The organism is Massilia eurypsychrophila, assembly GCF_002760655.1.
Taxonomy (GTDB): domain Bacteria; phylum Pseudomonadota; class Gammaproteobacteria; order Burkholderiales; family Burkholderiaceae_D; genus JAFCUW01.
In genome coordinates this window covers 558,840-581,345 of record NZ_PDOC01000002.1, presented here as the reverse complement: position 1 = coordinate 581,345, position 22,506 = coordinate 558,840, and the positions used below count along the sequence as shown (strand labels likewise).

Here is a 22,506-nt window from a genome sequence, read left to right as displayed (position 1 = left end):
GTAAGTGATGGACAAGTTTTGGCTCAAGTCGTATCAACCGGGCGTGCCGGCGGAAATCGACTGGACGCAGTACCGCTCGCTGACGCACCTGATGGAAGAATCGTTCCGCACCTACGCCGCGCGCCGCGCATTCGTCTGCATGGACAAGTCGATCACCTACGGCCAGCTTGACCGCATGTCGCAGCAGATGGGCGCCTGGCTGCAGTCGAAGGGCCTCAAGCCCGGCGCGCGCGTGGCCATCATGCTGCCCAATGTGCTGCAGTATCCGGTTGCGATGGCCGCCGCGCTGCGCGCCGGCTACGTTATCGTCAACGTCAATCCGCTGTACACCCCGCGCGAATTGCAGCACCAGCTGATCGACTCCGGCGCCGAAGCGATCCTGGTGCTGGAAAACTTCGCCACCACGCTCGAACACGTGATCGCCAAGACCATGGTCAAGCACGTCATCGTCGCCAGCATGGGCGACATGCTCGGCGCTCTGAAGGGCACGATCGTCAACCTGGTGGTGCGCAAGGTGAAGAAGCTGGTGCCGGCGTATTCCCTGCCTGGCGCCATCCCGTTCAACCGCATGATGGCCGAGGGCGCGCGCATGACGATGACGCCGGTCGTCATCGGGCACGACGACATCGCCTTCCTGCAGTACACCGGCGGCACCACCGGCGTGTCGAAAGGCGCCGTGCTGCTGCACCGGAACGTGATCGCCAACGTGCTGCAGAACGAGGCCTGGATCCGCCCGACCATCGACACGCTGCCGAAAGGCCAGCAGCTGCAGTTCATGTGCGCTCTGCCGCTGTATCACATCTACGCGCTGACGGTGTGCGCGCTGATGGGCATTCGCGTCGGCGGCATGAGCGTGCTCATTCCGAACCCCCGCGACATGGCCGGTTTCGTCAAGGAGCTCGGCAAGTACCGCATCAACATCTTCCCGGCCGTGAACACGCTGTACAACGGCCTGCTCAACAATCCGGACTTCGCCAAGCTCGATTTCTCCAGCTACCGCGTGTGCAATGGCGGCGGCATGGCGGTGCAGCAGGTGGTGGCCGACAAGTGGCTGAAGGTGACCGGCACGCCGATCGTCGAAGGCTACGGCTTGTCGGAGACGTCGCCGGTGGCGACCGCCAACCGCTGCGACATCCACGAGTTTTCCGGCACCATCGGGCTGCCGTTGCCGTCGACCGAGATCAAGATTCTCGACGACGATGGCAAGGAAGTGGCGCTCGGCGAGCGCGGCGAGGTGTCGATCCGCGGGCCGCAGGTCATGGCCGGCTACTGGAACCGGCCTGACGAGACGCTCAAGTCGATGACGCCCGACGGCTTCTTCAAGAGCGGCGACATCGGCGTGATGGACGCTGCCGGCAACACCCGCATTGTCGACCGCAAGAAGGACATGATCCTGGTGTCGGGCTTTAACGTCTACCCGAACGAAATCGAAGCGGTGATCTCCGGCCACCCTGGCGTGCTCGAATGCGCGTGCGTGGGCGTACCGGATGCCAATACCGGCGAGGCGGTCAAGCTGTTCGTGGTGCGCAGGGATCCGGACCTGACCAAGGAGCAGCTGCTCGAGTTCTGCAAGGAGCAGCTGACGGCGTACAAGAAGCCGAAGTACATCGAGTTCAGGGACGATCTGCCGAAGACCAATGTCGGCAAGATCCTGCGCCGCGAACTGCGCGATACAACGCCCGCGTAACCACTAACTTCAAAACCGTCAGGTTCGCCAGTGGCGAGCATGACGGTTTTGCGTTGAGTGGTACTAGGAGCGATTTAGTCCTGGCCGGCCGGCATTCACCACGAACGTGGCCACCGGTGACGCGCCGGTGGCCGCATCGCGCACATCATCGAGACCGACGAAACTGGTCACCGTTTTGGTCGGCGTCACCTCCATCAGCATGAAACCGCGCTTGTCGCTGCGCCCGTACTTGATGTGCGGGTTCATGTCGACATACTCCAGCGTGCGCGCCTGCGGCCGCGACGACGACGTCACCGACGTACCGCAAAACTCGGTTGCGATGATCGGGTTCGCCTTCGACATCGGCCGGTAAAAGTCGCTGCGCAGCTCCGCCGCATAGAAGGTATGCACGTCGCCCGACAGCACCAGCGGATTGGCTGCGCGCGATTCGCCCAGCGCGTCGAACAGGCGCTGGCGCGCCAGCGGATAACCATCCCAGCCGTCGTTCCAGAAGCGCCCGTCGTCCAGCCCGATGATCTTCGTCTGCGACGACTGCGCCATCAGCGTTTGCTGGGCGATGATGTTCCAGCGCGCGCCTGACGACGCCAGCCCCTGCGCCAGCCACGCTTCCTGCTCGCCGCCCAGCATGCTGCGGGCCGGGTCGCGCAGGTCGGCGCAGTCGCGCCGCAGCACCGAGCCTGAGCGGCCTTTCGCCTGGCACGCGTGCGCCGCGCGATGCTGGCGGTCGTCCAGCACATGAAAGCGCGCCAGCCTGCCCCAGTCGTGGCGCTGGTAGATGCGAAAGCGCGCAAAGTCGGTCTGCCCCGGCGCCGCCAGGCGCAGCGGCATGTGCTCGTAGAAGGCCTGGTAGGCGGCGGCGCGCCTGGCCAGAAAATCGGCCGACGAACGCGCATCGCGTTCGCCCGTGTAATCGTTGACGACCTCATGGTCGTCCCACGTCACGATCCACGGCGCCGCATGGTGCGCCGCCTGCAGGTCCGGGTCGCTCTTGTACTGCGCATAGCGGGCGCGGTAGCCGGCCAGCGTGGCGTGCTCGTTGGTGCGGGTGGCCTTGGCCGGGTGGCTCAGGTGGTACGGCCCCCATTCGTAGATGTAGTCGCCGAGGAAGGCCACCAGGTCGGGCGCCGCCGCGGCGATCTGGCGATGCGCACCGAAGCTGCCGAATTCCCAGTGCTGGCACGACGCGACCGCCAGCTTCAGCCTGGCCGGCTGCGCATCCGGCGCCGGTGCGGTGCGGGTGCGCCCGACCGGGCTGACGGCGCCGCCCAGCATGAAGCGGTACCAGTACCAGCGGCCGGGCGCCAGGCCCGTGGCATCGACGTGTACGCTGTGCGCCAGCGCGGGCACGGCGCTGGTGACGCCCTTCGCTGCGATCTTGCGAAAGAGCTCGTCCTCCGCCACTTCCCAGCGCACGCTGAGCGCGACGGGCGCGGTGGCCGCCGCGTTCAGCGGGTCGGCCAGGATGCGCGTCCAGAGAATCACCGCATGCGGCAACGGCGAACCGGATGCGACCCCAAGGCTGAACGGATAGGCGGCATCGTTGGGCGCGGCGCCGGCCAGCGGAGCGGCGGCGGCCAGCGTCGCCAGCTGCGCCGCATTGAACAGGAAGATCCGGCGCTGCTGGTCCATCAGGCCGCCGGCCTCGAAATCAGCGATTCGAGCGGCGGCAGCTGGCGCGGCTTGCGGTCGTCGCCGGTGGCCACGTAGGTCAGCGTCGCTTCCGTCACCTTTACCGTATCGGCCTGCAGCCGGTTGCGCTCCGCGTACACCTCGACGTAGACGGTGATCGAGGTATTGCCCACCTTTACGATATCGGCGTAGAACGACAGCAGGTCGCCGACGAACACCGGATGCTTGAACAGGAACGAGTTGACCGAGATGGTGGCAACCCGGCCGTTGGCGCGGCGCGTGGCCGGCAGCGAACCGGCGACGTCGACCTGCGCCATGATCCAGCCGCCAAATACGTCGCCGTACACGTTGGCGTCGGAAGGGGCGGGCATCACCCGCAGCTGGGGCATTTTCCCCGGCGGCAGGCCCGCATTGGCGATGGTGTTGCTTGCTACGTTTTCTGGCGTGGTCATCGTGAATTCCCGTGAGAGGCTACAATCGTCCGGAATTGAACCATAAATCGCCGAGCTCTGTCATGCGCCAAAATTCCTCTCCTCCGCCACCGCCGCCGGCCGACGCAAAAAACGCCTCGCGCGGCGACTGGGCGACCCTGCAAACCCTGATCCCCTACCTGTGGGTCTACAAGTGGCGCGTGATGGCCGCTCTGGCCTGCCTGATCGGCGCCAAGATGGCCAACGTCGGCGTGCCGCTGGTGCTCAAGCGGCTCATCGACGCGCTCAGCATCAGCCCGACCAATCCGCAGGCGCTCTTGGTGCTGCCGCTCGGCGCGCTGGTGGCGTATGGCGCGCTGCGGCTGTCGACGACGGTCTTTACCGAACTGCGCGAATTTTTGTTCGCCCGCGTGACGCAGCGCGCGGTGCGCACCATCACGCTGCAGGTGTTCCGCCACCTGCACGCGCTGTCGCTGCGCTTCCACCTGAACCGCCAGACCGGCGGCATGACGCGCGACATCGAGCGCGGCTCGCGCGGCGTCAGCTCGCTCATCTCGTACACCCTGTTTAACATCCTGCCGACGCTGGTCGAGATCACGCTGGTGCTGGGCTACCTGGTGCTCAACTACGACGCCTGGTTCAGCATCATCACCGCCGCCGCGCTGGTGCTCTACATCGCGTTCACCGTCATCGTCACCAACTGGCGCACGCACTTTCGCCGCACCATGAACGACCTCGATTCGAAGGCCAACACCAAGGCCATCGATTCGCTGATCAATTACGAGACGGTCAAGTACTTCGGCAACGAGGACTACGAGGCCAAGCGTTACGACGAAGGGCTGAAGAACTACGAGAACGCGGCCGTGAAGTCGCAGACCTCGCTGTCGGTGCTCAACACCGGACAATCGGTGATCATCGCCACCGCGGTCACATTGATCCTGTGGCGCGCCACGGTCGGCGTTATCGACGGCAGCATGACCCTGGGCGACCTGGTGCTGGTCAATTCGTTCATGATCCAGCTGTACATTCCGCTCAACTTCCTCGGCGTGATCTACCGCGAGATCAAGCAGAGCCTGGCCGACATGGAGCGCCTGTTCGCGCTGCTCGACCAGAACCGCGAAGTGGCCGACAGCAAAGGCGCCACCGCGCTGGTGACGCAAGGCGCCACGCTGGCGTTCAACCACGTCGACTTCAGCTACGAGTCGAAGCGCCAGATCCTGTTCGACGTCGACTTCACCATCGCCGCCGGCACCACCACCGCCGTCGTCGGCCACAGCGGCTCGGGCAAGTCGACCATGTCGCGGCTGCTGTTTCGCTTCTACGACGTCAATGCCGGCGCCATCACCATCGACGGCCAGGACGTGCGCGAGGTCACGCAGGAGTCGCTGCGCGCGGCGATCGGCATCGTCCCGCAAGATACGGTGCTGTTCAACGACACCATCGAGTACAACATCGCCTATGGCAAGCCGGGAGCGAGCAAGGCCGACATCGTCAGCGCGGCGCGCGCGGCGTCGATCCACGAATTCATCGAAAGCCTGCCGGACGGGTACGCGACGATGGTCGGCGAGCGCGGACTGAAGCTGTCCGGCGGCGAGAAGCAGCGCGTGGCGATTGCGCGCACCCTGCTCAAGGACCCGGCGATCCTGGTGTTCGATGAGGCGACATCGGCGCTCGACTCGAAGGCCGAGCAGGCGATCCAGGCGCAGCTGAAGGAAATTGCGAAGAACCGCACGACCCTGGTGATCGCGCACCGCCTGTCGACGGTGGCCGATGCGCAGCAGATCCTGGTGCTCGATCACGGCCGCATCGTCGAGCGCGGCACGCACCAGTCGCTGCTGGCCGAGCGCGGGCTGTACGCACAGATGTGGGAGCGCCAGCAGGCGCGCCAGGACGAGGCGCTCGCCTCGCCGCCGCTGGAGCTGGAAGAAGAATAAAAGTGCCGTCGTCCGCGTGTGCGCGAGGTCGACGAGTGTGGCTTAGTAGGTGTAGAACATCCGCTGGATGTCTTTGCTATTGCTGGTCTTGGTCAGCGCCAGCATCAGCAGGATGCGCGCCTTCTGCGCATTGAGCGTATCGGCCACGACAAAGTCGAGTTCATCGTCATTGGCCTCGCCGTTGCGCGCGAGGATTCCCTGGCCGACCCGGCTTGCACGCACCACCAGCACGCCTTTCTGGCGCGCCGACTTCAGCGAAGGAAGCACTTTGGCAGCCAGGCTGCCGTTGCCGACGCCTGCGTGAATGATGCCCTTGGCGCCTGCCGCCACGACCGCGTCCAGCGCAACCGGGCTGACATTGGCGTAGCCGTAGACGATGTCTACTTGCGGCAGCGACTGCAGCGCGCTCACATCGAACTCGCTGTCGACCGTGTGCTTGCGCGTCGACTGGCGATAGAAGAACGGCTTGCCGCCCTGGATGTAGCCGATCATGCCCAGCTCCGGCGAGCGGAACGAATCGAGCGTCGACGTGTTGGTCTTGGTGACTTCGCGCGCGGTCTGGATCTGGTCGTTCATCGCCACCAGCACGCCCTTGCCGACGGCGTCAGGGCTCGCTGCCAGCAGCACCGAGTTGAACAGGTTGATCGGACCGTCCGCCGACAGCGCCGTCGACGGCCGCATCGCGCCCACCAGCACCACGGGCTTCCTGCTCTTGACCACCAGGTTCAGGAAGTAGGCGGTTTCTTCCAGCGTGTCGGTGCCGTGCGTGATGACGATGCCGTCGACATTCTGCTGCGCCAGCAGCGCGTTGACGCGCTTGGCCAGTGCCAGCCAGTGCTCGTTGCTCATGTTCTCGCTGGCGATCTGGAATACCTGTTCGCCGGTGACGTTGGCCACTTTGGCCAGCTCCGGCACCGCCTTGATCAGGTTCTGCACGCCGACGGTGGCGGCGGTGTAGCCGACCGTGGTGGTGCTGGTGGCGCCGGTGCCGGCGATGGTGCCGCCGGTGGCGAGGATGGTGACGTTGGCCAGCCGCGGCGCGGCGACCTGCGCCTGGGCCGCCGTGGCGGCGGCGAACATAAATCCGGCAATCGCCAACATCGAGCGGCGTTTTGATTGGTGCATCATGAGAAACCTCCTGGTTGAGTACTAATTACGGTTGTTTGTAGACGACGCCGGCCTTCATGACGAACTTCACCTGCTGCAGCACGCTGATGTCGCGCAGCGGATCGCCGCTGACGGCAACGATGTCGGCGGCGAAGCCCGGTTCCACCGAGCCGAGATTGGACGACTGGTCGAGCAGGGCGGCCGCGGACAGCGTGGCCGAGCGGATCGCTTCGAGCGGCGGCATGCCCGCTTCGACCATGTAGGCGAACTCCCTGGCGTTGTCGCCATGCGGGAAAACCCCGGCATCGGTGCCGAAGGCGATCTTCACGCCGGCCTTGTGGGCGCGCCCGAGGGTAGCCTGGATCAGCGGTCCGATGGCGGCCGCCTTCGGCCGCACCAGCGCCGAGTAGTAGCCGTCTTCCTTCGCCTTGTCGGCCACATAGCGGCCCGCCGAGATGGTCGGCACGTACCAGGCGCCGTGCTTCTTGAACAGCGCGATGGCTTCATCGTCCATCAGGGTGCCGTGTTCGATCGAGTCGACGCCGGCGCGCAGCGCGCGCTTGACGCCTTCGGCGCCGTGCGCGTGCGCGGCGACGCGAAAGCCATAATCCTTGGCGGTGCTGACAATGGCGCGCAGCTCGTCGTCGGTGAACTGCGCGTCCTGGCCGTTGCGCGCCTGGCTAAGCACGCCGCCGGTGGCGGTGACCTTGATCAGGTCCGCGCCTTCCTTGTAGCGCGCCCGTACTGCCTGGCGTCCCTGCTCGGCGCTGTTGATCACGCCGCGATCGGGACCCTCGGCGCCCACCGCGCGGCCGAACGTCGTCGACAGGCCGTTGCTGCCGTCGCCATGGCCGCCGGTGGTGGCGATCGTCTTCCCGGAAGTGAACATGCGCGGACCAGGAATGGCGCCGCTGGCGATGGCCTGCTTGAGCGCGACGTTGAGCATGTCGCCGGCGCCGAGGTCGCGCACGGTGGTAAAGCCGGCCTTCAGGGTGCGCTCGGCGTAGGGCACCGAGCGGTACGCCGTGTCGGCCGGATTATGGGTCAGGGCGGCGCGCAGCGCTTCGGCTTCCTTGCGCGTTTCGCCCGTCAGGTGGACGTGCATGTCGATGAAGCCGGGCAGGCAGGAGTAGGCGGACAGGTCGATATTGCCGGCTGCCGCGGACATCGGCGCGATCGACTTGACCACGCCGTTGTCGACCGTGATGCTGACGCGCTCGCGCCAGACGCCGGCCTTGACGTCGAGCAGGCGGCCGCAGTCGACCGTTTGCGGCGCCGCCTGGGCGCCTCCGAATGCCAGCAACAACCCAAGCGAAGTTAGTGTTTTCATCGACGTCTTTCAGCAGAAAATTGAGGTGAAACGGTAGGGGCCGTGTGCGATTGCCGGCACTGACCCCGCAGGTATGAAGCAAAAAAAGGCCTTCCGTTGCTGGAAAGCCTTCTTGTGTTGGCGCCCGCCTGCCGCTACGGCAGTTCGGTGGTGGCCAGCTCCTTCGTGACCGGCGGCGCCAGTTCGCCTTCCCACTTGGCGACGACCGCGGTGGCGATGCCGTTGCCGATGACGTTGGTGGCCGAACGCGCCATGTCGAGGAAGTGGTCGATGCCGAGCAGGAGCAGCAGGCCCGCTTCGGGGATATTGAATTGGGCGAGCGTGGCGGCAATCACCACCAGCGAGGCGCGCGGCACGCCGGCCATGCCTTTCGACGTCAGCATCAGCACCAGCATCATCGTGATCTGGGTGCCGAGCGACATTTCAATGCCGTAGGCCTGGGCGATGAAGACGACGGCGAAGGTGCAGTACATCATCGAGCCGTCGAGGTTGAACGAGTAACCGATCGGCAGCACGAAGGCGGCAATCCGGTTGCGCACGCCGAAGCGCTCGAGGCCTTCGAGCGTTTTCGGGAACGCCGCTTCCGACGACGCGGTGGAAAACGCCAGCAAGGTCGGCTCGCGCAGTTCGACCAGCAGGCGGATGATGCGCGGGCCGAGGAACAGGAAACCGATCGCGGTCAGGATGATCCACAGCAGGACGATGCCGATGTAGAACTCGCCCATGAACACGCCGTAGGTCTTGAGGACACCGAGGCCGCTCTTGGCGATGATGCCGGAGACGGCCGCGAACACGGCGATCGGCGCCAGGTTCATGACGTAGCCGGTCACCTTCAGCATGATGTGGGCGATGCCGTCGATGGCGTCGACCAGCGGCTTGGCGCGCTCGCCGACGGCGGCGGCCGCGGTGCCGAAGAACAGCGAGAAGATCACGATCTGCAGGATCTCGTTCTTGGCCATGCCGTCGACGATCGACGCCGGCACCAGGTGGGTGATGAACTCCTTGAGCGTCAGGCTGCTGGTGGCGATGCCCGATGCGGTGCCGGCGGCCGGCACCAGGTTCGACATCGCCAGCGCGTCGCCGGGACGGAACAGGTTTACCAGGATCAGGCCGAGCGACAGCGAGATGACCGACGCGATGACGAACCAGCCAAGCGCCTTGATGCCGATGCGGCCCACTTCGCGCGTATCGCCCATGCGCGCGATGCCAACCACCAGGGTGGAGAACACCAGCGGCGCGATGATCATCTTAATCAGGCGCAGGAACAGCGTGGTGATGAGCGACATGGCGTCTGAAAAACCGGTCGGATTGGCCAGGCTGCCGTTGGCGATGTAGCCCACCACGATTCCCAGCACCAGGCCGGCAAGAATGTAGGCGGTCAGGCGATTTCGATTGTTCATATGCGGCTGGTCCTGTGAGAGAGTCGATCCGTGCTGGCGAAGTGACTGGAGATTAAATGCTGTCGCTTTGCGTTCTCGGGCAAAATGGAGGTAATTTTTGAGCGAGTCGGCCGTACTTGCTGATGGTATTGGCAAGTTCCGCAGTATCCTAAGCATTCCGGCTACTGTCAAGCTCGCTTAGGCCATCCTACAACGGACAACATGATTGAACTAAATAACGTCAGCAAGTGGTATGGGACTTTCCAGGTGCTCGATAGCTGCAGCACCCGTGTCGACAAGGGCGACGTGGTCGTCATTTGCGGTCCGTCCGGCTCCGGCAAGTCGACCCTGATCAAGACCGTCAACGGGCTCGAACCGTTCCAGCAGGGCGACATCACCGTCGACGGCATAGCGGTGGGCGACCCGCGCACCAAGCTGTCGGCGCTGCGCGCGCGCATCGGCATGGTGTTCCAGAACTTCGAGCTGTTCCCGCACCTGACGGTGCGCCAGAACCTGACGCTCGGCCAGGTCAAGGTGCTCAAGCGCAGTGACGAGGAGGCGACCGAAAAGGGCCTGAAATACCTCGACCGCGTGGGCCTGCTGGCGCAGCAGGACAAGTTCCCCAACCAGCTGTCGGGCGGCCAGCAGCAGCGGGTGGCGATCGCGCGGGCGCTGGCGATGGATCCGATCGCCATGCTGTTCGACGAGCCGACCTCCGCGCTCGACCCGGAGATGATCAACGAAGTGCTCGACGTGATGGTCGGCCTGGCGCAGGACGGCATGACGATGATGGTGGTGACGCACGAGATGGGCTTTGCGCGCAAGGTGGCCGACCGCATCGTCTTCATGGATCACGGCAAGATCGTCGAAGACAGCCCGAAAGAAGAGTTCTTCGTGGCGCCGCGCTCGGAGCGCGCGCGCGAATTCCTCGCGCGGATCATTCACTGACGGAGGCGTTGCTGGTAGTCGTCTTCGCGCCACAGGCGCCGAAGGTACTCCCGCGCCCCTTGTTGTAGCGGACACAGGATGTCACTTGCTTGTCCTGGTTTCAGCACCAGCTAGCATTACATCAGTTCAGCGAGCAGTTCGTCAGAATCGAAATACTCTCCGGTGATCCTCGCCGCGTTGCGGGACGCCAGGCCACGCGCGATAGACTCTGGTTGCGATTTATGGCTTTCGATCTGTGTTTGATCTATCAAATCGTCGAGCTTGCTAACTGCTTCGCCGGCGGCAATTCGCATCATTTCGCCCTCCGTGTCCAGGTTTTAACCTACGGTTCCACTATCGGGCTGTCAAACGCCGCGCACAAGTGCCTAGCACCCGTGGCAACGGGTAAAATAACGCCAATCGTTCCCCGAAAGCCGCCATGTCCCTCATCGATACCCCCCACACCCTGACCATCACCCGCCCGGACGACTGGCACCTGCACCTGCGCGACGGCGCTGCGATGGCCAGCGTGCTGCCGCACAGCGCGCGCCAGTTCGCCCGCGCCATCGTGATGCCGAACCTGAAGCCGCCGGTCACCACCACCGCGATGGCCGCGGCCTACCGCGAGCGCATCCTGGCGGCGCTGCCGGCCGGCATGAGTTTCGAGCCGTTGATGACGCTGTACCTGACCGACAATACCGACCCGGACGAGATCCGCCGCGCGCAGGACAGCGGCTTTGTGCACGCGGTCAAGCTGTACCCGGCCGGCGCGACCACCAACTCCGACGCCGGCGTGACGGACCTGACGCGCTGCTACAAGACGCTCGAGGTGATGCAGGAAGTTGGCATGCCGTTCCTCGTGCACGGCGAAGTGACCGACCAGGACATCGACCTGTTCGACCGTGAAGCGGTCTTCATCGAGCGCGTCATGCGCCCGCTGCGGCGCGACATGCCGGCGCTGAAGATCGTGTTCGAGCACATCACCACCAAGGACGCGGCCCAGTACGTGGCCGAAGCGGAAGGGCCGATCGCCGCCACCATCACCGCCCACCACCTGCTCTACAACCGCAACGAGATCTTCAAGGGCGGCATCCGGCCGCACTTTTACTGCCTGCCGGTGCTCAAGCGTGAAGAACACCGCCTGGCCCTGATGACGGCCGCCACCAGCGGCGACGAGCGCTTCTTCCTCGGCACCGACTCGGCGCCGCACGCCATCGGCGCCAAGGAAGCGGCCTGCGGCTGCGCCGGCTGCTACACCGCGCTGCACGCGATGGAGATGTACGCTGAAGCGTTCGAGCGAGCCGGCGCGCTCGACAAGCTGGAAGCGTTCGCCAGCTTCCACGGCCCGGATTTCTACGAACTGCCGCGCAACGAAGGCACCGTCACGCTGGCGCGCGAGACATGGACGCTGCCGGCCACCGTCGCGCTGGCGGAGGGTGCGCTGGTGCCGCTCAACGCCGGCGAGCAGATCAACTGGAAAATGCTGTAACAACGCGCATGCTGCCCGAGATCGACTGGACCCGCCCCTGGTACGACTCGGTGCGACCCGCGTTCGAGCGGCTCAGCTTCGATGGCGATTTGCTGGCAGCGTTCAATGCTGGCGCTAGTGCGCTCGGGCTGCACAACGCCAGCGGGCGGCCGATGCGCTTTGTCGCCCAGGACAGGCTGCCGGAAGCGAGCGCCTACGAGGAATTCATCGGCGCCACCGGCTGCGTGCCCACGCGCGAGAACCTGCACGATTTCTTCAATGGCCTGGTGTGGCTCACCTTCCCGCGCATCAAGCGCCAGCTGAACGCCTTGCAGGCGGCGCAGATCGCGCAGGCCGGCGTGGGCAAGTCGCGCGGGCCGGCGCGCGACGGCGCCACCATCTTTGACGAGAACTGCGCCTTGCTGGTGGTGCGCGATTCAAGCGTGGGACGCGCGCTGGTCGAGGCGCTGCGCGCCCACCACTGGCACGCGGCGCTGTTCGACCAGCGCGCCGCATTCGGACGCGACGCCCAGGTCTGGCTGTTTGGCCACGCGCTGATGGAAAAGCTGGTCGTGCCGCGCAAGGCGATTACCGCGCATACGTGGGTGGTGTGGGCCGGCGACGACTTTTTCGCGCTGCCGGCCGATGCGCAGCGTGGCTGGATCGACGAGCAGGTGGCGGCCGACCTGGCGGCCGGCGAGATGCACACCGCCCGCTTCACGCCGCTGCAGGTGCTGGGGGTACCGGGATGGTGCGATGGTCAGGACGCGGCGTTCTACGCCGACACGAGCGTATTTCGGCCCCGCCGGGCCTGAGGAGACATCATGAGCGACATGGTTCGTTGGGGGATTCTGGGAACAGGCAAGATCGCGCGGGCATTCGCCGCCGGCCTGCAAGACACGCCGGGCGCGGTGCTGGCGGCCGTCGGCTCGCGCAGCTTCGCCACCGCCGAGGCGTTCGGCGCCGAATTCGGCGCCGGCGCCAGCTACGGCTCCTACCAGGAGCTGGCCGACGCCGGCGACGTCGACCTGGTCTACATCGCCACGCCGCACACGCTGCATGCCGAGAACGCGCGCATGGCGCTCGAAGCCGGCAAGGGCGTGCTGTGCGAAAAACCGTTCACCATCAATCGGCGCGAGGCCGAGCAGGTCGTGGCGCTGGCGCGCGCCAAGAAGCTGTTCTTGATGGAGGCGATGTGGACGCGCTTCATGCCGGCGCTGGCCGAGGTGCGGCGCATCATCGCGTCCGGCGAAATCGGCGCTGTCAGCCACCTGTCGGCCGATTTTGGTTTTGCCGCCGGCGTGCGTCCCGAGCACCGCGTGCTCAATCATGCGCTAGGCGGCGGCGCGCTGCTCGATCTCGGCATCTATCCGCTGTCGATCGCGTCGGCGCTGCTGGGCCCGATCGAGTCGGTGCAGGCGCAGGCCCAGATCGGCGCTACCGGCGTCGACCTGCAGACCGCCTTCACGCTCAAGCACGCCGGCGGCGGCATCTCGGCCTGCAGCTGTTCGCTGCGCGCACGTACGCCGGTGGAGCTGACGGTATCGGGCGAACTCGGTCACATCCGGATCGACACCATGTTCCACCGCGCTAAAACAGTCACGGTTGCGCTGGCCGACGGCTTGCTGCGCACGGTGTCGACGCCGTTCATCGGCAATGGCTATGCGCACGAAGCGATCGAGGCACAGCGCTGCTGGCGCGCCGGCCTGACCGAAAGCGACATCATGCCGCATGGCGAAACGCTGGCGCTGATGGGCGTGCTCGATACGATCCGCGGCCAGATCGGGCTGCGCTACGCGGCCGACCAGCAGGATTCTGCGTGAAGCGAACCCTTTTGCCGATCAGCCGAAGAGGGGATCGGGGTTGCCGATCAGTGTCACCACCAGCGTGGCTTCGTTGGTCGCGCTGCCTGCCGCCGCGTGGGTTACCCTGCCGTCGCCGTTCTTGTCGTTCCAAAGGTAGACGCGCACCTGTTCGATGTTGATCAGATAGTCGGCCTCGGCGCCGGCATCGAGCTTGTACAGGTAGCCCGCCGCGAACGCCGCCGCATCGGCGCCGGTTGATGCCGCGCTCAGCGTCTGCACCGCAAGCGCCGCCGCCTGGCTTGTCACGTAGACGTCGAGCGTATCGACGCCCGCGCCGCCGTCGATGTGGTTGACGCCCGTGCCGGCGATGATCTGGTCGGCGTAAGCGGAGGTCTTGATGATGTCGTTACCGGCGCCGGTATCGATGTACATGCCGATAAGGGCGGAGTCCATCAACGCGCGCCCGGTCGCCGTCAGGTCGGCGCCGGCATCGAAGGTATCGGCAAACGGGGTGCCGGTGACGTGGGCAAGCTTCGACACCTCCGCGATCGGGCCCCCATCGATCAGGTAGCCGGGGTTGGCCGGATCGGCGCGCTCCTCGAAGATGCCCACGGTGAGACTGACGAGCTTGGAGCGGGTTTCGCCGCTGTCCCGCCGGCCGTTGCCGTTGACGTCATTCCAGAACTGGGCGGTAACGCTTTCGACGTTCTTAAGGTAGTCGGTTTCGGCTGCGCCGCTGGTCACTTTGAAGGTGTAGCCGCTGTTGAACGCAGCCAGGTCGGCAGCGGTCGATGCGCTGCTCAACTCGGTCACCGCGAGGGCATCGAAGTCAGCCTGCGACAGCGGCGTCACGGCCAGGTTGTCGCGCGGGGTGCCCCCGTTCCAAACCCCCTGGTCGCCGCCGTCGACATGGTTGGTGCCAGTGCCGGCGTTGATGTTGTCCTGGTAGGCCGAGCCGACGATCGTGTCGTCGCCGGCCCCCATGTTGGCGCTGATGCCGCTATCGGTACTCGCCATCAGCGCGAGTGTGTCCGCCGACAGGTCGGTGGCAGCGACGAACGTGTCGCCAAACGAAGTGCCGGTGATGCGCGATCCGGAAATCGCGACGGTCATGGTGATCGACCGGATGCCATGCTCGCCAGTGTCGAACTGGCCGTTGGCGTTGGCATCAGTCCAGTAATCGATTCGAACCTCTTCGATGTTCTTGAAATAGTCGACCTGGGTGGTACCGTTGACCAGCTTGAACAGGTAGCCGCTATTGAACGCCGCCAGGTCGGCGCCGGCCGACGCGCTGCTTAGCTCGATCACGGTGGCGGCGTCGAAGTCGGCCTTCGAGGCTGCGTGCGCGGCCAGCACATCTGGCAGCGGGGCGCCATTGGCGCCGCCGTCGACGTAGTTGGTGCCGGCGCCGCCGTCGATGCGGTCGCTGAAGGCGGAGCCGGTAACGACGTCGTCGCCAGCGCCGCCTTCCACCGCGATGCCCGCGTTGTCCGTGGCCATCTGGGCCGCAAGTTCTGCCGACAACAGCGAACCACTAGCCAGGTTGATGGCGTCGGCGCCATCTGTGCCGTCGATCCAGGCGATGTAAGGGTAGTTGGCGAAGTCGGGCGCCGCCAGGTCAGCTTCATGTACGGTGACCGCCAGCCAGACGTCCCGCGAGCTGGCGTGATCATCCTGAATGATGATGCGCTCGATGTTGCGGATGTAGTCGGTGGCGCCGCCGCTGACGACCTTGTGCGTGTAGCCGCTATTGAACTCGGCGCGGTCCTGCGCTGAGCCGGCGTTCGGATTCAGCACCACGACCTGCACCGCGTCGATGGCAGCCCGGTCTGCCACGCGTATGCGCAGCACGTCTTCTGCTTTTTCGCCGGACGGACGCAGGCCGCCGTTGGCGCCGCCGTCGACATGATTGATGCCCTCGCCGGCATCGATCTCGTCGCCATACGCCGAGCCTGTGATGGTGTCGTTGCCGGCGTAGGTGCGCACGTGCGCGCCGCGGCCATAGGTGGCCATCAGCGCCTGGGTGGCCGCCGATATGTCGACGGCGGCGTCGAAGCTGTCGTCTTGCGTCGTGCCTGGCGCCCATACCAGATGCGTAAAGTTGCCAAGGTCCGGTCCCGATACTTCATGCACGTCCATGGCCAGTGCAATCCACCTGCCGTTACCGCCGGTGGCGGCAAACGCGTTGATCCCCTCGACGTTTCGCAGGTAGTCTTTCTGTGTGCTGCCGGCGCCATAGGTCACCATCCAGGTGTAGAGCGGGTCGTCCGATGCGCTCACCACGATGGCATCGAGATCGGCCTGGGTCGGCACGGTGATTTCGAATATGTCCTTGCCGACGAAGAGCCCAGGCGCAGCATTGTGGGCGCCGCCATCAATCCTGGCGTTGCCTTCTCCGTTGCGGATGTGGTCGGCGTAAGCGGTGCCGGTAATGATGTCGTCGCCGCTGCCGCCAAAGATCAACGCACCCTGCTTGCCGGATGCCATACGGTCTGCCAGAGAAGCCGGCAGCAGCGTGCTGCCGCTGGCAAGGTCGATGCCGTCGGCGCCCTCGGTGCCGTTGACCCAGGCAATCTGGCGATATGCACCATGATAGGGGGCGTCAATTTCCTGCACCCGCGCTGTCAGGAAAATCTCACGGACGATTGAAGGGCTGCCGCTTTCTGTGTTGACGATGGCGACGCGCTCGATGCCCTTGATGTAATCGGTCTCGCCGGGCGCGACGACTTTGTAGCGGTAGCCTGCCAGCGCCGCACTGATGTCGGCCGCGTCGGCCGAACCGGGCAGCGCCAGCACCTGCACAGCGTTCGCCGCGGCGCTGCTGGCGACGGTAATTTGCAGTACGTCTTGCGGTTCGCCGCCCGACGGCGTGCTGCCGCCGTTGGCGCCGCCGTCGATGTGGTTGATGCCGGGGCCGGCGATGATGTAGTCGCCGTAAGCAGAGCCGGTGATCCTGTCGTTACCGCCGCCCATGTCCACCGTGACGCCGCGCTTGTGGGCGCCCATCAGGGCCTGCGTCCGCGCGCTCAGGTCGGCGACATCGAACGTTTCGGCGGCGGCGCTGCCCATGACGGTTGCGAAGTAGGGCTGGTCGGCGAGCACGCCGCCCCACGCGGTTTTGGCCGGGACAGATGGATGTGACAGGATTTCGGTGACGGTAACGCTGCTGGTGGTATTCGACATGGATGGCGCCTCGAGCATGTGATGGTCGGCAGCGAGGAGGGGATCGCCCTTTCGCATTGTTCTGACGACAAAGTATCACGCGTCGATTTCACGCTTTAACAATATTTGTGCGCAGTGAAACTGTCACCGCGCTTTATTTGATCTGCATAAGGCGCCAGTAGAGATGAGCCAACAATGACCGGAGTAGGGGGCCGTTGCTCCATCCGTGACAATCGGAGACAATCGCGGTCGTTGCAGGCCGACAACGGTAAATACGCGATCCCCGCCTGGCGCCAAGGCGTGCGGTGCGGGGTCGCTGCTGCCGTCAGCTGATGCTTGCGCGCGCCGCGTCGAGGCGGATGAACAGGTCGCGGTGCAGATCGCGGGTGTGACCGGGCATGTGCTTGCGCGCGTGGTCAAGCGCCTTCAACTCCCGTTCGGCCAGCGCGCGGCGGCCTTGCGCAATCGCCCACAAGGCCAGCGCGGCGCGCGTCTCGACGCTGGAAAACCGCTGCGCGGCCACCTCGTATTCGGCGCCCGCATCATCAGTGCGGCCGGCCGCGTCCAGCGCGTCGCCCAGTACCAGGCTGACCTGCTCCGGGCGGAAGCCGGGGTGCTTCGCGCGCAACGCCAGCAGGGTGGTGATCGCTGCCTGCGGCTGCCTGTTGGCCAGCTTGGCACGCGCCGCGCCCAGGCCGATTTCGGCGTCGCCGGCGAACGGGCCTTTCAGGCAGGCGTCGTACTGTTCGGCAGCGAGCGCGTATTCGCCGGCGTCGAACAGCGCCGCGGCCAGGCGCATCTGGTTGTGGGCGGTCGGCGTCAGGTCGAACGCTGCCCTCGCCTCGCGCATCTCGCGCCCCGGGTCGAGCTTTTGCTGGATCGCCGCGCTGGTTTTGCGCAGGCCGCGCTCGATGCGCGAATGCGGCAGGAACACCGCCCCGAAATAGACAATGCTGCCCAGCAGCGGGAACATGAATAGGATGGCGAGCCAGTACAGCTGGCGCCCGGTGCGCACAACATGGATGGCAAAGAAGATCGCGACGATCAGGTGTAGTCCGAGTCCGAAAATTGGCATGGCAGGTCCGTGTTCAAAGGGGCGGGTAGGTTTGGTCGCCAAGAATACGCGTTAATTTAACGTCAATATTCAACAATTGTCACGTCAGCATGTTTATCTTCGAAGCTTCCCTAATGGCAAGCTCGCCTTGCTCATACCTTCAGGAATTCTTCTTTCCCGCCCAGCCAGCGCGCCAGGTGCGCCTCCACCGTGGCGGCCTTGTCGCCGCCGCCTTCGTGCAGCAAATCGTGGGCAACATCGCGCGCTTGTTCGACCAGCCACTGATCGGTCTCGAGATCGGCGAAGCGCAGCATCGCCTGGCCCGACTGGCGCGCGCCCAGAAATTCGCCGGGGCCGCGGATCTCCAGGTCGCGCCGCGCGATTTCGAAGCCGTCGGTCGTTTCGCGCATCGTCATCAGGCGCTGCTTGGCCACGCCGCCGAGCGGGCTTTGGTACAGCAGCAGGCAGACGCTGGCCGCCGTGCCGCGGCCGACCCGCCCGCGCAGCTGGTGCAGCTGCGACAGGCCGAAACGCTCGGCGTGCTCGATCACCATCAGCGACGCATTCGGCACGTCGACCCCGACCTCGATGACGGTGGTGGCCACCAGCACCTGCACCGCGTTGGCGGTGAACGCATCCATCACCTGCTGTTTTTCGGCCGGCTTCAGGCGCCCGTGCACCAGCCCCACCTGCAGGTCCGGCAGCGCCTCGGCCAGCATCGCGTGGGTGTCGGTGGCGGTCTGCAGCTGCAGCGCTTCGGACTCTTCGATAAGCGGGCAGACCCAGTAGACCTGGCGCCCTTCCAGCGCGGCGGCGTGCACCCGCTCGATCACTTCGTCGCGCCGGTTCTGGTCGATCGCCCGCGTGACGATTGGGCTGCGGCCCGGCGGCAGCTCGTCGATGACCGAGACTTCCAGGTCGGCGTAATAGGTCATCGCCAAGGTGCGCGGGATCGGCGTGGCCGACATCATCAGTTGGTGCGGCGTCTTGCCGTTGCTGCCCTTGTTGCGCAAGGTGAGGCGCTGGCCAACGCCGAAGCGGTGCTGCTCGTCGACGATCACCAGGCCCAGCTTGGCGAACTGCACCGTGTCCTGGATCAGCGCGTGGGTGCCGATCACCAGCTGCGCTTCGCCCGATTCGACCAGCGCGGTGGCGGCCAGCTTGTCTTTTTTCTTCAGGCTGCCGGTCAGCCAGACGACCTTCACGCCGAGCGGCTCCATCCAGCCTGCGATCTTGCGGAAGTGCTGGTCGGCGAGGATCTCGGTCGGCGCCATCAGCGCCGCCTGGTAGCCGCTGTCGATCGCCTGCGCCGCGGCCAGCGCGGCGACCACCGTCTTGCCGCTGCCGACGTCGCCCTGCAGCAGCCGCTGCATCGGGTAACCGTGGCGCAGGTCGGCGCGGATCTCTTTCAGCACGCGCGCCTGGGCGCCGGTCAGCTTGAACGGCAGGATGGCGGTGAACGCCTCGGTCAGCGTGCCGATTGTCTTGATCACCGGCGCGCCCTTCGCGCGGCGCGCACGCTGGGCGCGTTTGAGCGACAGCTGCTGCGCCAGCAGCTCGTCGAATTTCATCCGCACCCAGGCAGGGTGCGAGCGGTCCATCAGCGCGTGCTCGTCGATTTCCTGCGGCGGGTAATGCAGCAGCCGCACCGACGGCTCGAAGTTCGACAGGTTCATCGCCGACAGCAGCGACGGCGGCAGCGTGTCCTGCCAGTCGATGCGCGCCATCGCCGCGCCGATTTCGCGCCGCAGGATCGCCTGCGACAGGCCCTCCCCGGACGGGTAGACGGGCGTGAGCACCGTCGGCAGCGGCGCGCCTTCGTTGATCACCTTGTAGGCCGGGTGCACCATCTCGGCGCCGAAAAAGCCGTGCTTGAGTTCCGCGCGGGCGCGCACCCGCGTGCCTTCGGCCAGCTGCTTGACCTGGCTGCCGTAGAAGTTCATGAAGCGCAGCAGCAGGTCGCCGCTGGCGTCGGCGATCGTCACCAGCAGCTGGCGGCGCGGCTTGAAGGCGATCTCGCTCTTGGTCACCACGCCCTCGACCTGCGACACGTGGCCGCCGCGCAGGCACGCCTCGCGGATCGCGATCACCTGGGTCTCGTCCTCGTAGCGCATCGGCAGGTGCAGCACCAGGTCCATGTCGGAATGCAGGCCCAGCTTGGCGAGCTTGCTTTCGTTGGTTTTTGGCGCGGGTTTCGGTTTGGATGGGGGCATGTCGCGGTTTTTGCAGGGCAAGTGGCGTAAAATAGAGGGTTGCCTTGCGCAAGTGAGCCGTATTGTACGGCGCGTGAACCCTATTTTCGCAGAATTACCAGAATGTATTCGCTTTCCGACTTCGATTTCAACCTGCCCCCTGAACGCATCGCCCAGGTGCCGCTGCCGGACCGCAGCGCTTCGCGCCTGCTGCTGCTCGACGGCGACGCCATCGCCGACCGCCAGTTCGCCGACATCGTCGACCTGCTCTCGCCAGGCGACCTGCTGGTGATGAACGACACGCGCGTGCTGAAGGCGCGCTTTTTCGGCGTCAAGGAAACCGGCGGCAGCGTCGAGGTACTGGTCGAGCGCGTGCTCGACAGCCGCACGGTGCTGGCGCAGGTGCGCGCGTCGAAGTCGCCCAAGCCTGGCAACCGCATCCGCCTGGCCGACGCCTTCGACGTCGTCGCCGGCGAGCGCGCGGGCGAATTTTTCACGCTCCACTTCGACGCCGACGTGTTCGAACTGATCGAAGCGCACGGCCGCCTGCCGCTGCCGCCGTACATCGACCACGCCGCCGACGAATTCGACGAGCAGCGCTACCAGACCGTGTATTCGAAGGAGCCGGGCGCCGTCGCCGCGCCGACCGCCGGCCTGCATTTCGACGATGCGCTGCTGGCCAGACTCGCCGCCAGGGGCGTCCGCTTCGCCTACGTCACCCTGCACGTCGGCGCCGGCACGTTCCAGCCAGTGCGGGTCGAGGTGCTGGCCGAGCACAACATGCACACCGAGTGGTACACCGTGCCGCAGGCAACCGTCGACGCAGTAGGCGCCGCCAGGGCCGCCGGCAAGGATGTCGTCGCCGTCGGCACCACCAGCCTGCGCGCGCTCGAATCGGCGTCGCAGAGCGGTGCACTGGTTGCCGGCAGCGCCGACACGGCGCTGTTCATCACGCCTGGCTACACCTTCAAGACAGTCAGCCGCCTGATCACCAATTTCCACCTGCCGAAGTCGACCCTGCTGATGCTGGTGTCGGCCTTTGCCGGCTACGAGCCGATCCGCCGCGCCTACGCCCACGCCATCGCCAGCGAATACCGCTTCTTCAGCTATGGCGACGCCATGCTGCTCACCACAAAGTCACTCTAAATGCTCGAATTTACCCTTCTCAAGACCGACACCAGCGGCCTGTCGCACGCGCGCCGCGGCCGCCTCAAGCTCAATCACGGCACCATCGAAACGCCGATCTTCATGCCGGTCGGCACCTACGGCTCGGTCAAGGCAATGGACCCGGACGAGCTGGTTGCGGTCGGCTCGCAGATCATCCTCGGCAACACCTTCCACCTGTGGCTGCGCCCGGGCACCGAGGTGCTCAACAAGTTCGGCGGCCTGCACGGCTTCATGGGCTGGAATGGCCCGATCCTGACCGACTCCGGCGGCTTCCAGGTGTTTTCGCTCGGCGCGATGCGCAAGATCACCGAGGAGGGCGTCAAGTTCGCGTCGCCGATCGACGGCAGCAAGCTGTTCCTGTCGCCGGAAATCTCGATGCAGATCCAGCGCGCGCTCAATTCCGACATCGTCATGCAGTTCGACGAATGCACGCCGTACGAGATCGACGGCCGGCCGGCCACGTCCGAGGAAGCGGCCAAGTCGATGCGCATGTCGCTGCGCTGGGCGCAGCGCTCGATGAACGAGTTCAGCGGCGGCGAGAATCCGAACGCGCTGTTCGGCATCGTCCAGGGCGGCATGTTCGAGAACCTGCGCGACGAGTCGCTCGCCGGCCTGGAAGAGATCAACTTCCCCGGCATCGCCATCGGCGGGCTGTCGGTGGGCGAACCGAAGGAAGACATGATGCGCATGCTGGCGCACGTCGGCCCGCGTCTGCCGGCCAACAAGCCGCACTACCTGATGGGCGTGGGCACGCCGGAAGACTTGGTCGCCGGCGTGGCCAACGGCATCGACATGTTCGACTGCGTGATGCCGACGCGCAACGCCCGCAATGGCTGGCTGTTTACTCGCTTTGGCGATGTCAAGATCAAGAACGCGCGCTACAAGGAAGACATGGGCCCGCTCGACGAGAGCTGCGATTGCTACTGCTGCAAGAATTTCTCGCGCGCCTACCTGCACCACCTGCACCGCTCGAAGGAAATCCTCGGCGCGCGCCTCAATACCATCCACAACCTGCATTACTATCTGAAGCTGATGCAGGAGATGCGCGACGCCATCGACGCCGATGGCTTCCACGCGTTCAGGCTGACATTTAACGAACAGCGCGCGCGCGGCGTGTAAATACGCCGCCGCGGCTGGCTGCGTACCGACCTCCCGCGCGATTTATTTGTCTAACACTGGTGCCAGGCATCGCTTGCAAAAGAATTTACAGCCATCACATACCCCGAAGTGGCTA

Annotated in this window: 17 protein-coding genes; 8 read left to right on the top strand and 9 right to left on the bottom strand. The window is 65.4% G+C overall.

The window, feature by feature from the left end:
- The first annotated feature begins 7 nt into the window (after window positions 1–7).
- The gene (locus CR105_RS05535; RefSeq protein ID WP_099787410.1) at window positions 8–1,687 is read left to right on the top strand and encodes a long-chain-fatty-acid--CoA ligase; all 1,680 of its coding nucleotides are present in this window, start codon (window positions 8–10) and stop codon (window positions 1,685–1,687) included.
- 63 nt (window positions 1,688–1,750) lie between these two features.
- On the opposite strand, the gene CR105_RS05530 is transcribed toward CR105_RS05535, so the two are convergent.
- A complete protein-coding gene (locus CR105_RS05530; protein WP_099787409.1) occupies window positions 1,751–3,316 on the bottom strand; it encodes an alkaline phosphatase D family protein in 1,566 nt (521 codons plus the stop codon).
- Window positions 3,316–3,768, bottom strand: a complete 453-nt coding sequence (locus CR105_RS05525; RefSeq protein WP_099787408.1) for an acyl-CoA thioesterase — start codon at window positions 3,766–3,768, stop codon at window positions 3,316–3,318. The genes CR105_RS05530 and CR105_RS05525 overlap by 1 nt, the downstream gene beginning before the upstream one ends.
- 62 nt (window positions 3,769–3,830) lie before the next feature.
- Here CR105_RS05525 and CR105_RS05520 point away from each other — a divergent pair, with 62 nt between their 5' ends.
- Window positions 3,831–5,681 (top strand): ABCB family ABC transporter ATP-binding protein/permease, encoded by a 1,851-nt coding sequence (locus CR105_RS05520; protein WP_099787407.1) that lies wholly within the window; start codon window positions 3,831–3,833, stop codon window positions 5,679–5,681.
- A gap of 42 nt (window positions 5,682–5,723) precedes the next feature.
- Here the strand turns inward: CR105_RS05520 and CR105_RS05515 are convergent, their stop codons facing one another.
- From CR105_RS05515 to CR105_RS05505, 3 genes are all read right to left on the bottom strand, one after another.
- On the bottom strand, window positions 5,724–6,761 hold the full coding sequence (locus CR105_RS05515; RefSeq protein ID WP_229413655.1) for a type II asparaginase: 1,038 nt from the start codon (window positions 6,759–6,761) through the stop codon (window positions 5,724–5,726).
- Window positions 6,762–6,834: 73 nt separating this feature from the next.
- A complete protein-coding gene (locus CR105_RS05510) occupies window positions 6,835–8,118 on the bottom strand; it encodes a metal-dependent hydrolase family protein (RefSeq protein WP_099787405.1) in 1,284 nt (427 codons plus the stop codon).
- A gap of 134 nt (window positions 8,119–8,252) precedes the next feature.
- On the bottom strand, window positions 8,253–9,518 hold the full coding sequence (locus CR105_RS05505) for a dicarboxylate/amino acid:cation symporter (RefSeq protein WP_099787404.1): 1,266 nt from the start codon (window positions 9,516–9,518) through the stop codon (window positions 8,253–8,255).
- Between the two features lie 201 nt (window positions 9,519–9,719).
- Here CR105_RS05505 and CR105_RS05500 point away from each other — a divergent pair, with 201 nt between their 5' ends.
- Complete coding sequence (locus tag CR105_RS05500) at window positions 9,720–10,445, top strand: amino acid ABC transporter ATP-binding protein (protein WP_099787403.1); 726 nt, start codon at window positions 9,720–9,722, stop codon at window positions 10,443–10,445.
- 116 nt (window positions 10,446–10,561) lie between these two features.
- Here CR105_RS05500 and CR105_RS05495 read toward each other — a convergent pair whose 3' ends face one another.
- On the bottom strand, window positions 10,562–10,741 hold the full coding sequence (locus CR105_RS05495; RefSeq protein WP_099787402.1) for a hypothetical protein: 180 nt from the start codon (window positions 10,739–10,741) through the stop codon (window positions 10,562–10,564).
- Between the two features lie 122 nt (window positions 10,742–10,863).
- On the opposite strand from CR105_RS05495, the gene pyrC reads away from it, so the two are divergent.
- From pyrC to CR105_RS05480, 3 genes are read left to right on the top strand one after another with little or no spacing between them, the layout of a single operon-like run.
- A complete protein-coding gene (pyrC, locus tag CR105_RS05490) occupies window positions 10,864–11,913 on the top strand; it encodes a dihydroorotase (RefSeq protein WP_099787401.1) in 1,050 nt (349 codons plus the stop codon).
- An 8-nt stretch (window positions 11,914–11,921) separates the two neighbouring features.
- Window positions 11,922–12,707: a DUF3025 domain-containing protein gene (locus CR105_RS05485; protein ID WP_099787400.1), complete on the top strand. Its 786-nt coding sequence runs from the start codon at window positions 11,922–11,924 to the stop codon at window positions 12,705–12,707.
- 9 nt (window positions 12,708–12,716) lie between these two features.
- Window positions 12,717–13,715 carry a Gfo/Idh/MocA family protein gene (locus CR105_RS05480; RefSeq protein ID WP_099787399.1) on the top strand — a complete coding sequence of 333 codons (999 nt, stop codon included), beginning with the start codon at window positions 12,717–12,719 and terminating at the stop codon, window positions 13,713–13,715.
- Between the two features lie 18 nt (window positions 13,716–13,733).
- On the opposite strand, the gene CR105_RS05475 is transcribed toward CR105_RS05480, so the two are convergent.
- The 3 genes from CR105_RS05475 to recG all read right to left on the bottom strand — a co-directional run bounded on the left by CR105_RS05475 (window position 13,734) and on the right by recG (window position 20,126).
- A complete protein-coding gene (locus tag CR105_RS05475) occupies window positions 13,734–16,880 on the bottom strand; it encodes a hypothetical protein (protein ID WP_131021591.1) in 3,147 nt (1,048 codons plus the stop codon).
- A 304-nt stretch (window positions 16,881–17,184) separates the two neighbouring features.
- On the bottom strand, window positions 17,185–17,934 hold the full coding sequence (locus CR105_RS05470) for a hypothetical protein (RefSeq protein WP_099787397.1): 750 nt from the start codon (window positions 17,932–17,934) through the stop codon (window positions 17,185–17,187).
- 131 nt (window positions 17,935–18,065) lie between these two features.
- A complete protein-coding gene (recG, locus tag CR105_RS05465; RefSeq protein ID WP_099787471.1) occupies window positions 18,066–20,126 on the bottom strand; it encodes an ATP-dependent DNA helicase RecG in 2,061 nt (686 codons plus the stop codon).
- Between the two features lie 102 nt (window positions 20,127–20,228).
- On the opposite strand from recG, the gene queA reads away from it, so the two are divergent.
- Together queA and tgt are read left to right on the top strand one after the other, a co-directional pair.
- Window positions 20,229–21,251 (top strand): tRNA preQ1(34) S-adenosylmethionine ribosyltransferase-isomerase QueA, encoded by a 1,023-nt coding sequence (gene queA / locus CR105_RS05460; protein WP_099787396.1) that lies wholly within the window; start codon window positions 20,229–20,231, stop codon window positions 21,249–21,251.
- Window positions 21,252–22,391 (top strand): tRNA guanosine(34) transglycosylase Tgt, encoded by a 1,140-nt coding sequence (gene tgt, locus CR105_RS05455; RefSeq protein WP_099787395.1) that lies wholly within the window; start codon window positions 21,252–21,254, stop codon window positions 22,389–22,391. It begins immediately after the preceding gene.
- Window positions 22,392–22,506: the final 115 nt, after the last annotated feature.

Coding starts and splice junctions, on each gene's coding strand:
- CR105_RS05535 (WP_099787410.1), top strand. CDS start 8: ATGGACAAGTTTTGGCTCAAGTCGTATCAACCGGGCGTGCCGGCGGAA.
- CR105_RS05530 (WP_099787409.1), bottom strand. CDS start 3,316: ATGGACCAGCAGCGCCGGATCTTCCTGTTCAATGCGGCGCAGCTGGCG.
- CR105_RS05525 (WP_099787408.1), bottom strand. CDS start 3,768: ATGACCACGCCAGAAAACGTAGCAAGCAACACCATCGCCAATGCGGGC.
- CR105_RS05520 (WP_099787407.1), top strand. CDS start 3,831: ATGCGCCAAAATTCCTCTCCTCCGCCACCGCCGCCGGCCGACGCAAAA.
- CR105_RS05515 (WP_229413655.1), bottom strand. CDS start 6,761: ATGTTCGCCGCCGCCACGGCGGCCCAGGCGCAGGTCGCCGCGCCGCGG.
- CR105_RS05510 (WP_099787405.1), bottom strand. CDS start 8,118: ATGAAAACACTAACTTCGCTTGGGTTGTTGCTGGCATTCGGAGGCGCC.
- CR105_RS05505 (WP_099787404.1), bottom strand. CDS start 9,518: ATGAACAATCGAAATCGCCTGACCGCCTACATTCTTGCCGGCCTGGTG.
- CR105_RS05500 (WP_099787403.1), top strand. CDS start 9,720: ATGATTGAACTAAATAACGTCAGCAAGTGGTATGGGACTTTCCAGGTG.
- CR105_RS05495 (WP_099787402.1), bottom strand. CDS start 10,741: ATGATGCGAATTGCCGCCGGCGAAGCAGTTAGCAAGCTCGACGATTTG.
- pyrC (WP_099787401.1), top strand. CDS start 10,864: ATGTCCCTCATCGATACCCCCCACACCCTGACCATCACCCGCCCGGAC.
- CR105_RS05485 (WP_099787400.1), top strand. CDS start 11,922: ATGCTGCCCGAGATCGACTGGACCCGCCCCTGGTACGACTCGGTGCGA.
- CR105_RS05480 (WP_099787399.1), top strand. CDS start 12,717: ATGAGCGACATGGTTCGTTGGGGGATTCTGGGAACAGGCAAGATCGCG.
- CR105_RS05475 (WP_131021591.1), bottom strand. CDS start 16,880: ATGTCGAATACCACCAGCAGCGTTACCGTCACCGAAATCCTGTCACAT.
- CR105_RS05470 (WP_099787397.1), bottom strand. CDS start 17,934: ATGCCAATTTTCGGACTCGGACTACACCTGATCGTCGCGATCTTCTTT.
- recG (WP_099787471.1), bottom strand. CDS start 20,126: ATGCCCCCATCCAAACCGAAACCCGCGCCAAAAACCAACGAAAGCAAG.
- queA (WP_099787396.1), top strand. CDS start 20,229: ATGTATTCGCTTTCCGACTTCGATTTCAACCTGCCCCCTGAACGCATC.
- tgt (WP_099787395.1), top strand. CDS start 21,252: ATGCTCGAATTTACCCTTCTCAAGACCGACACCAGCGGCCTGTCGCAC.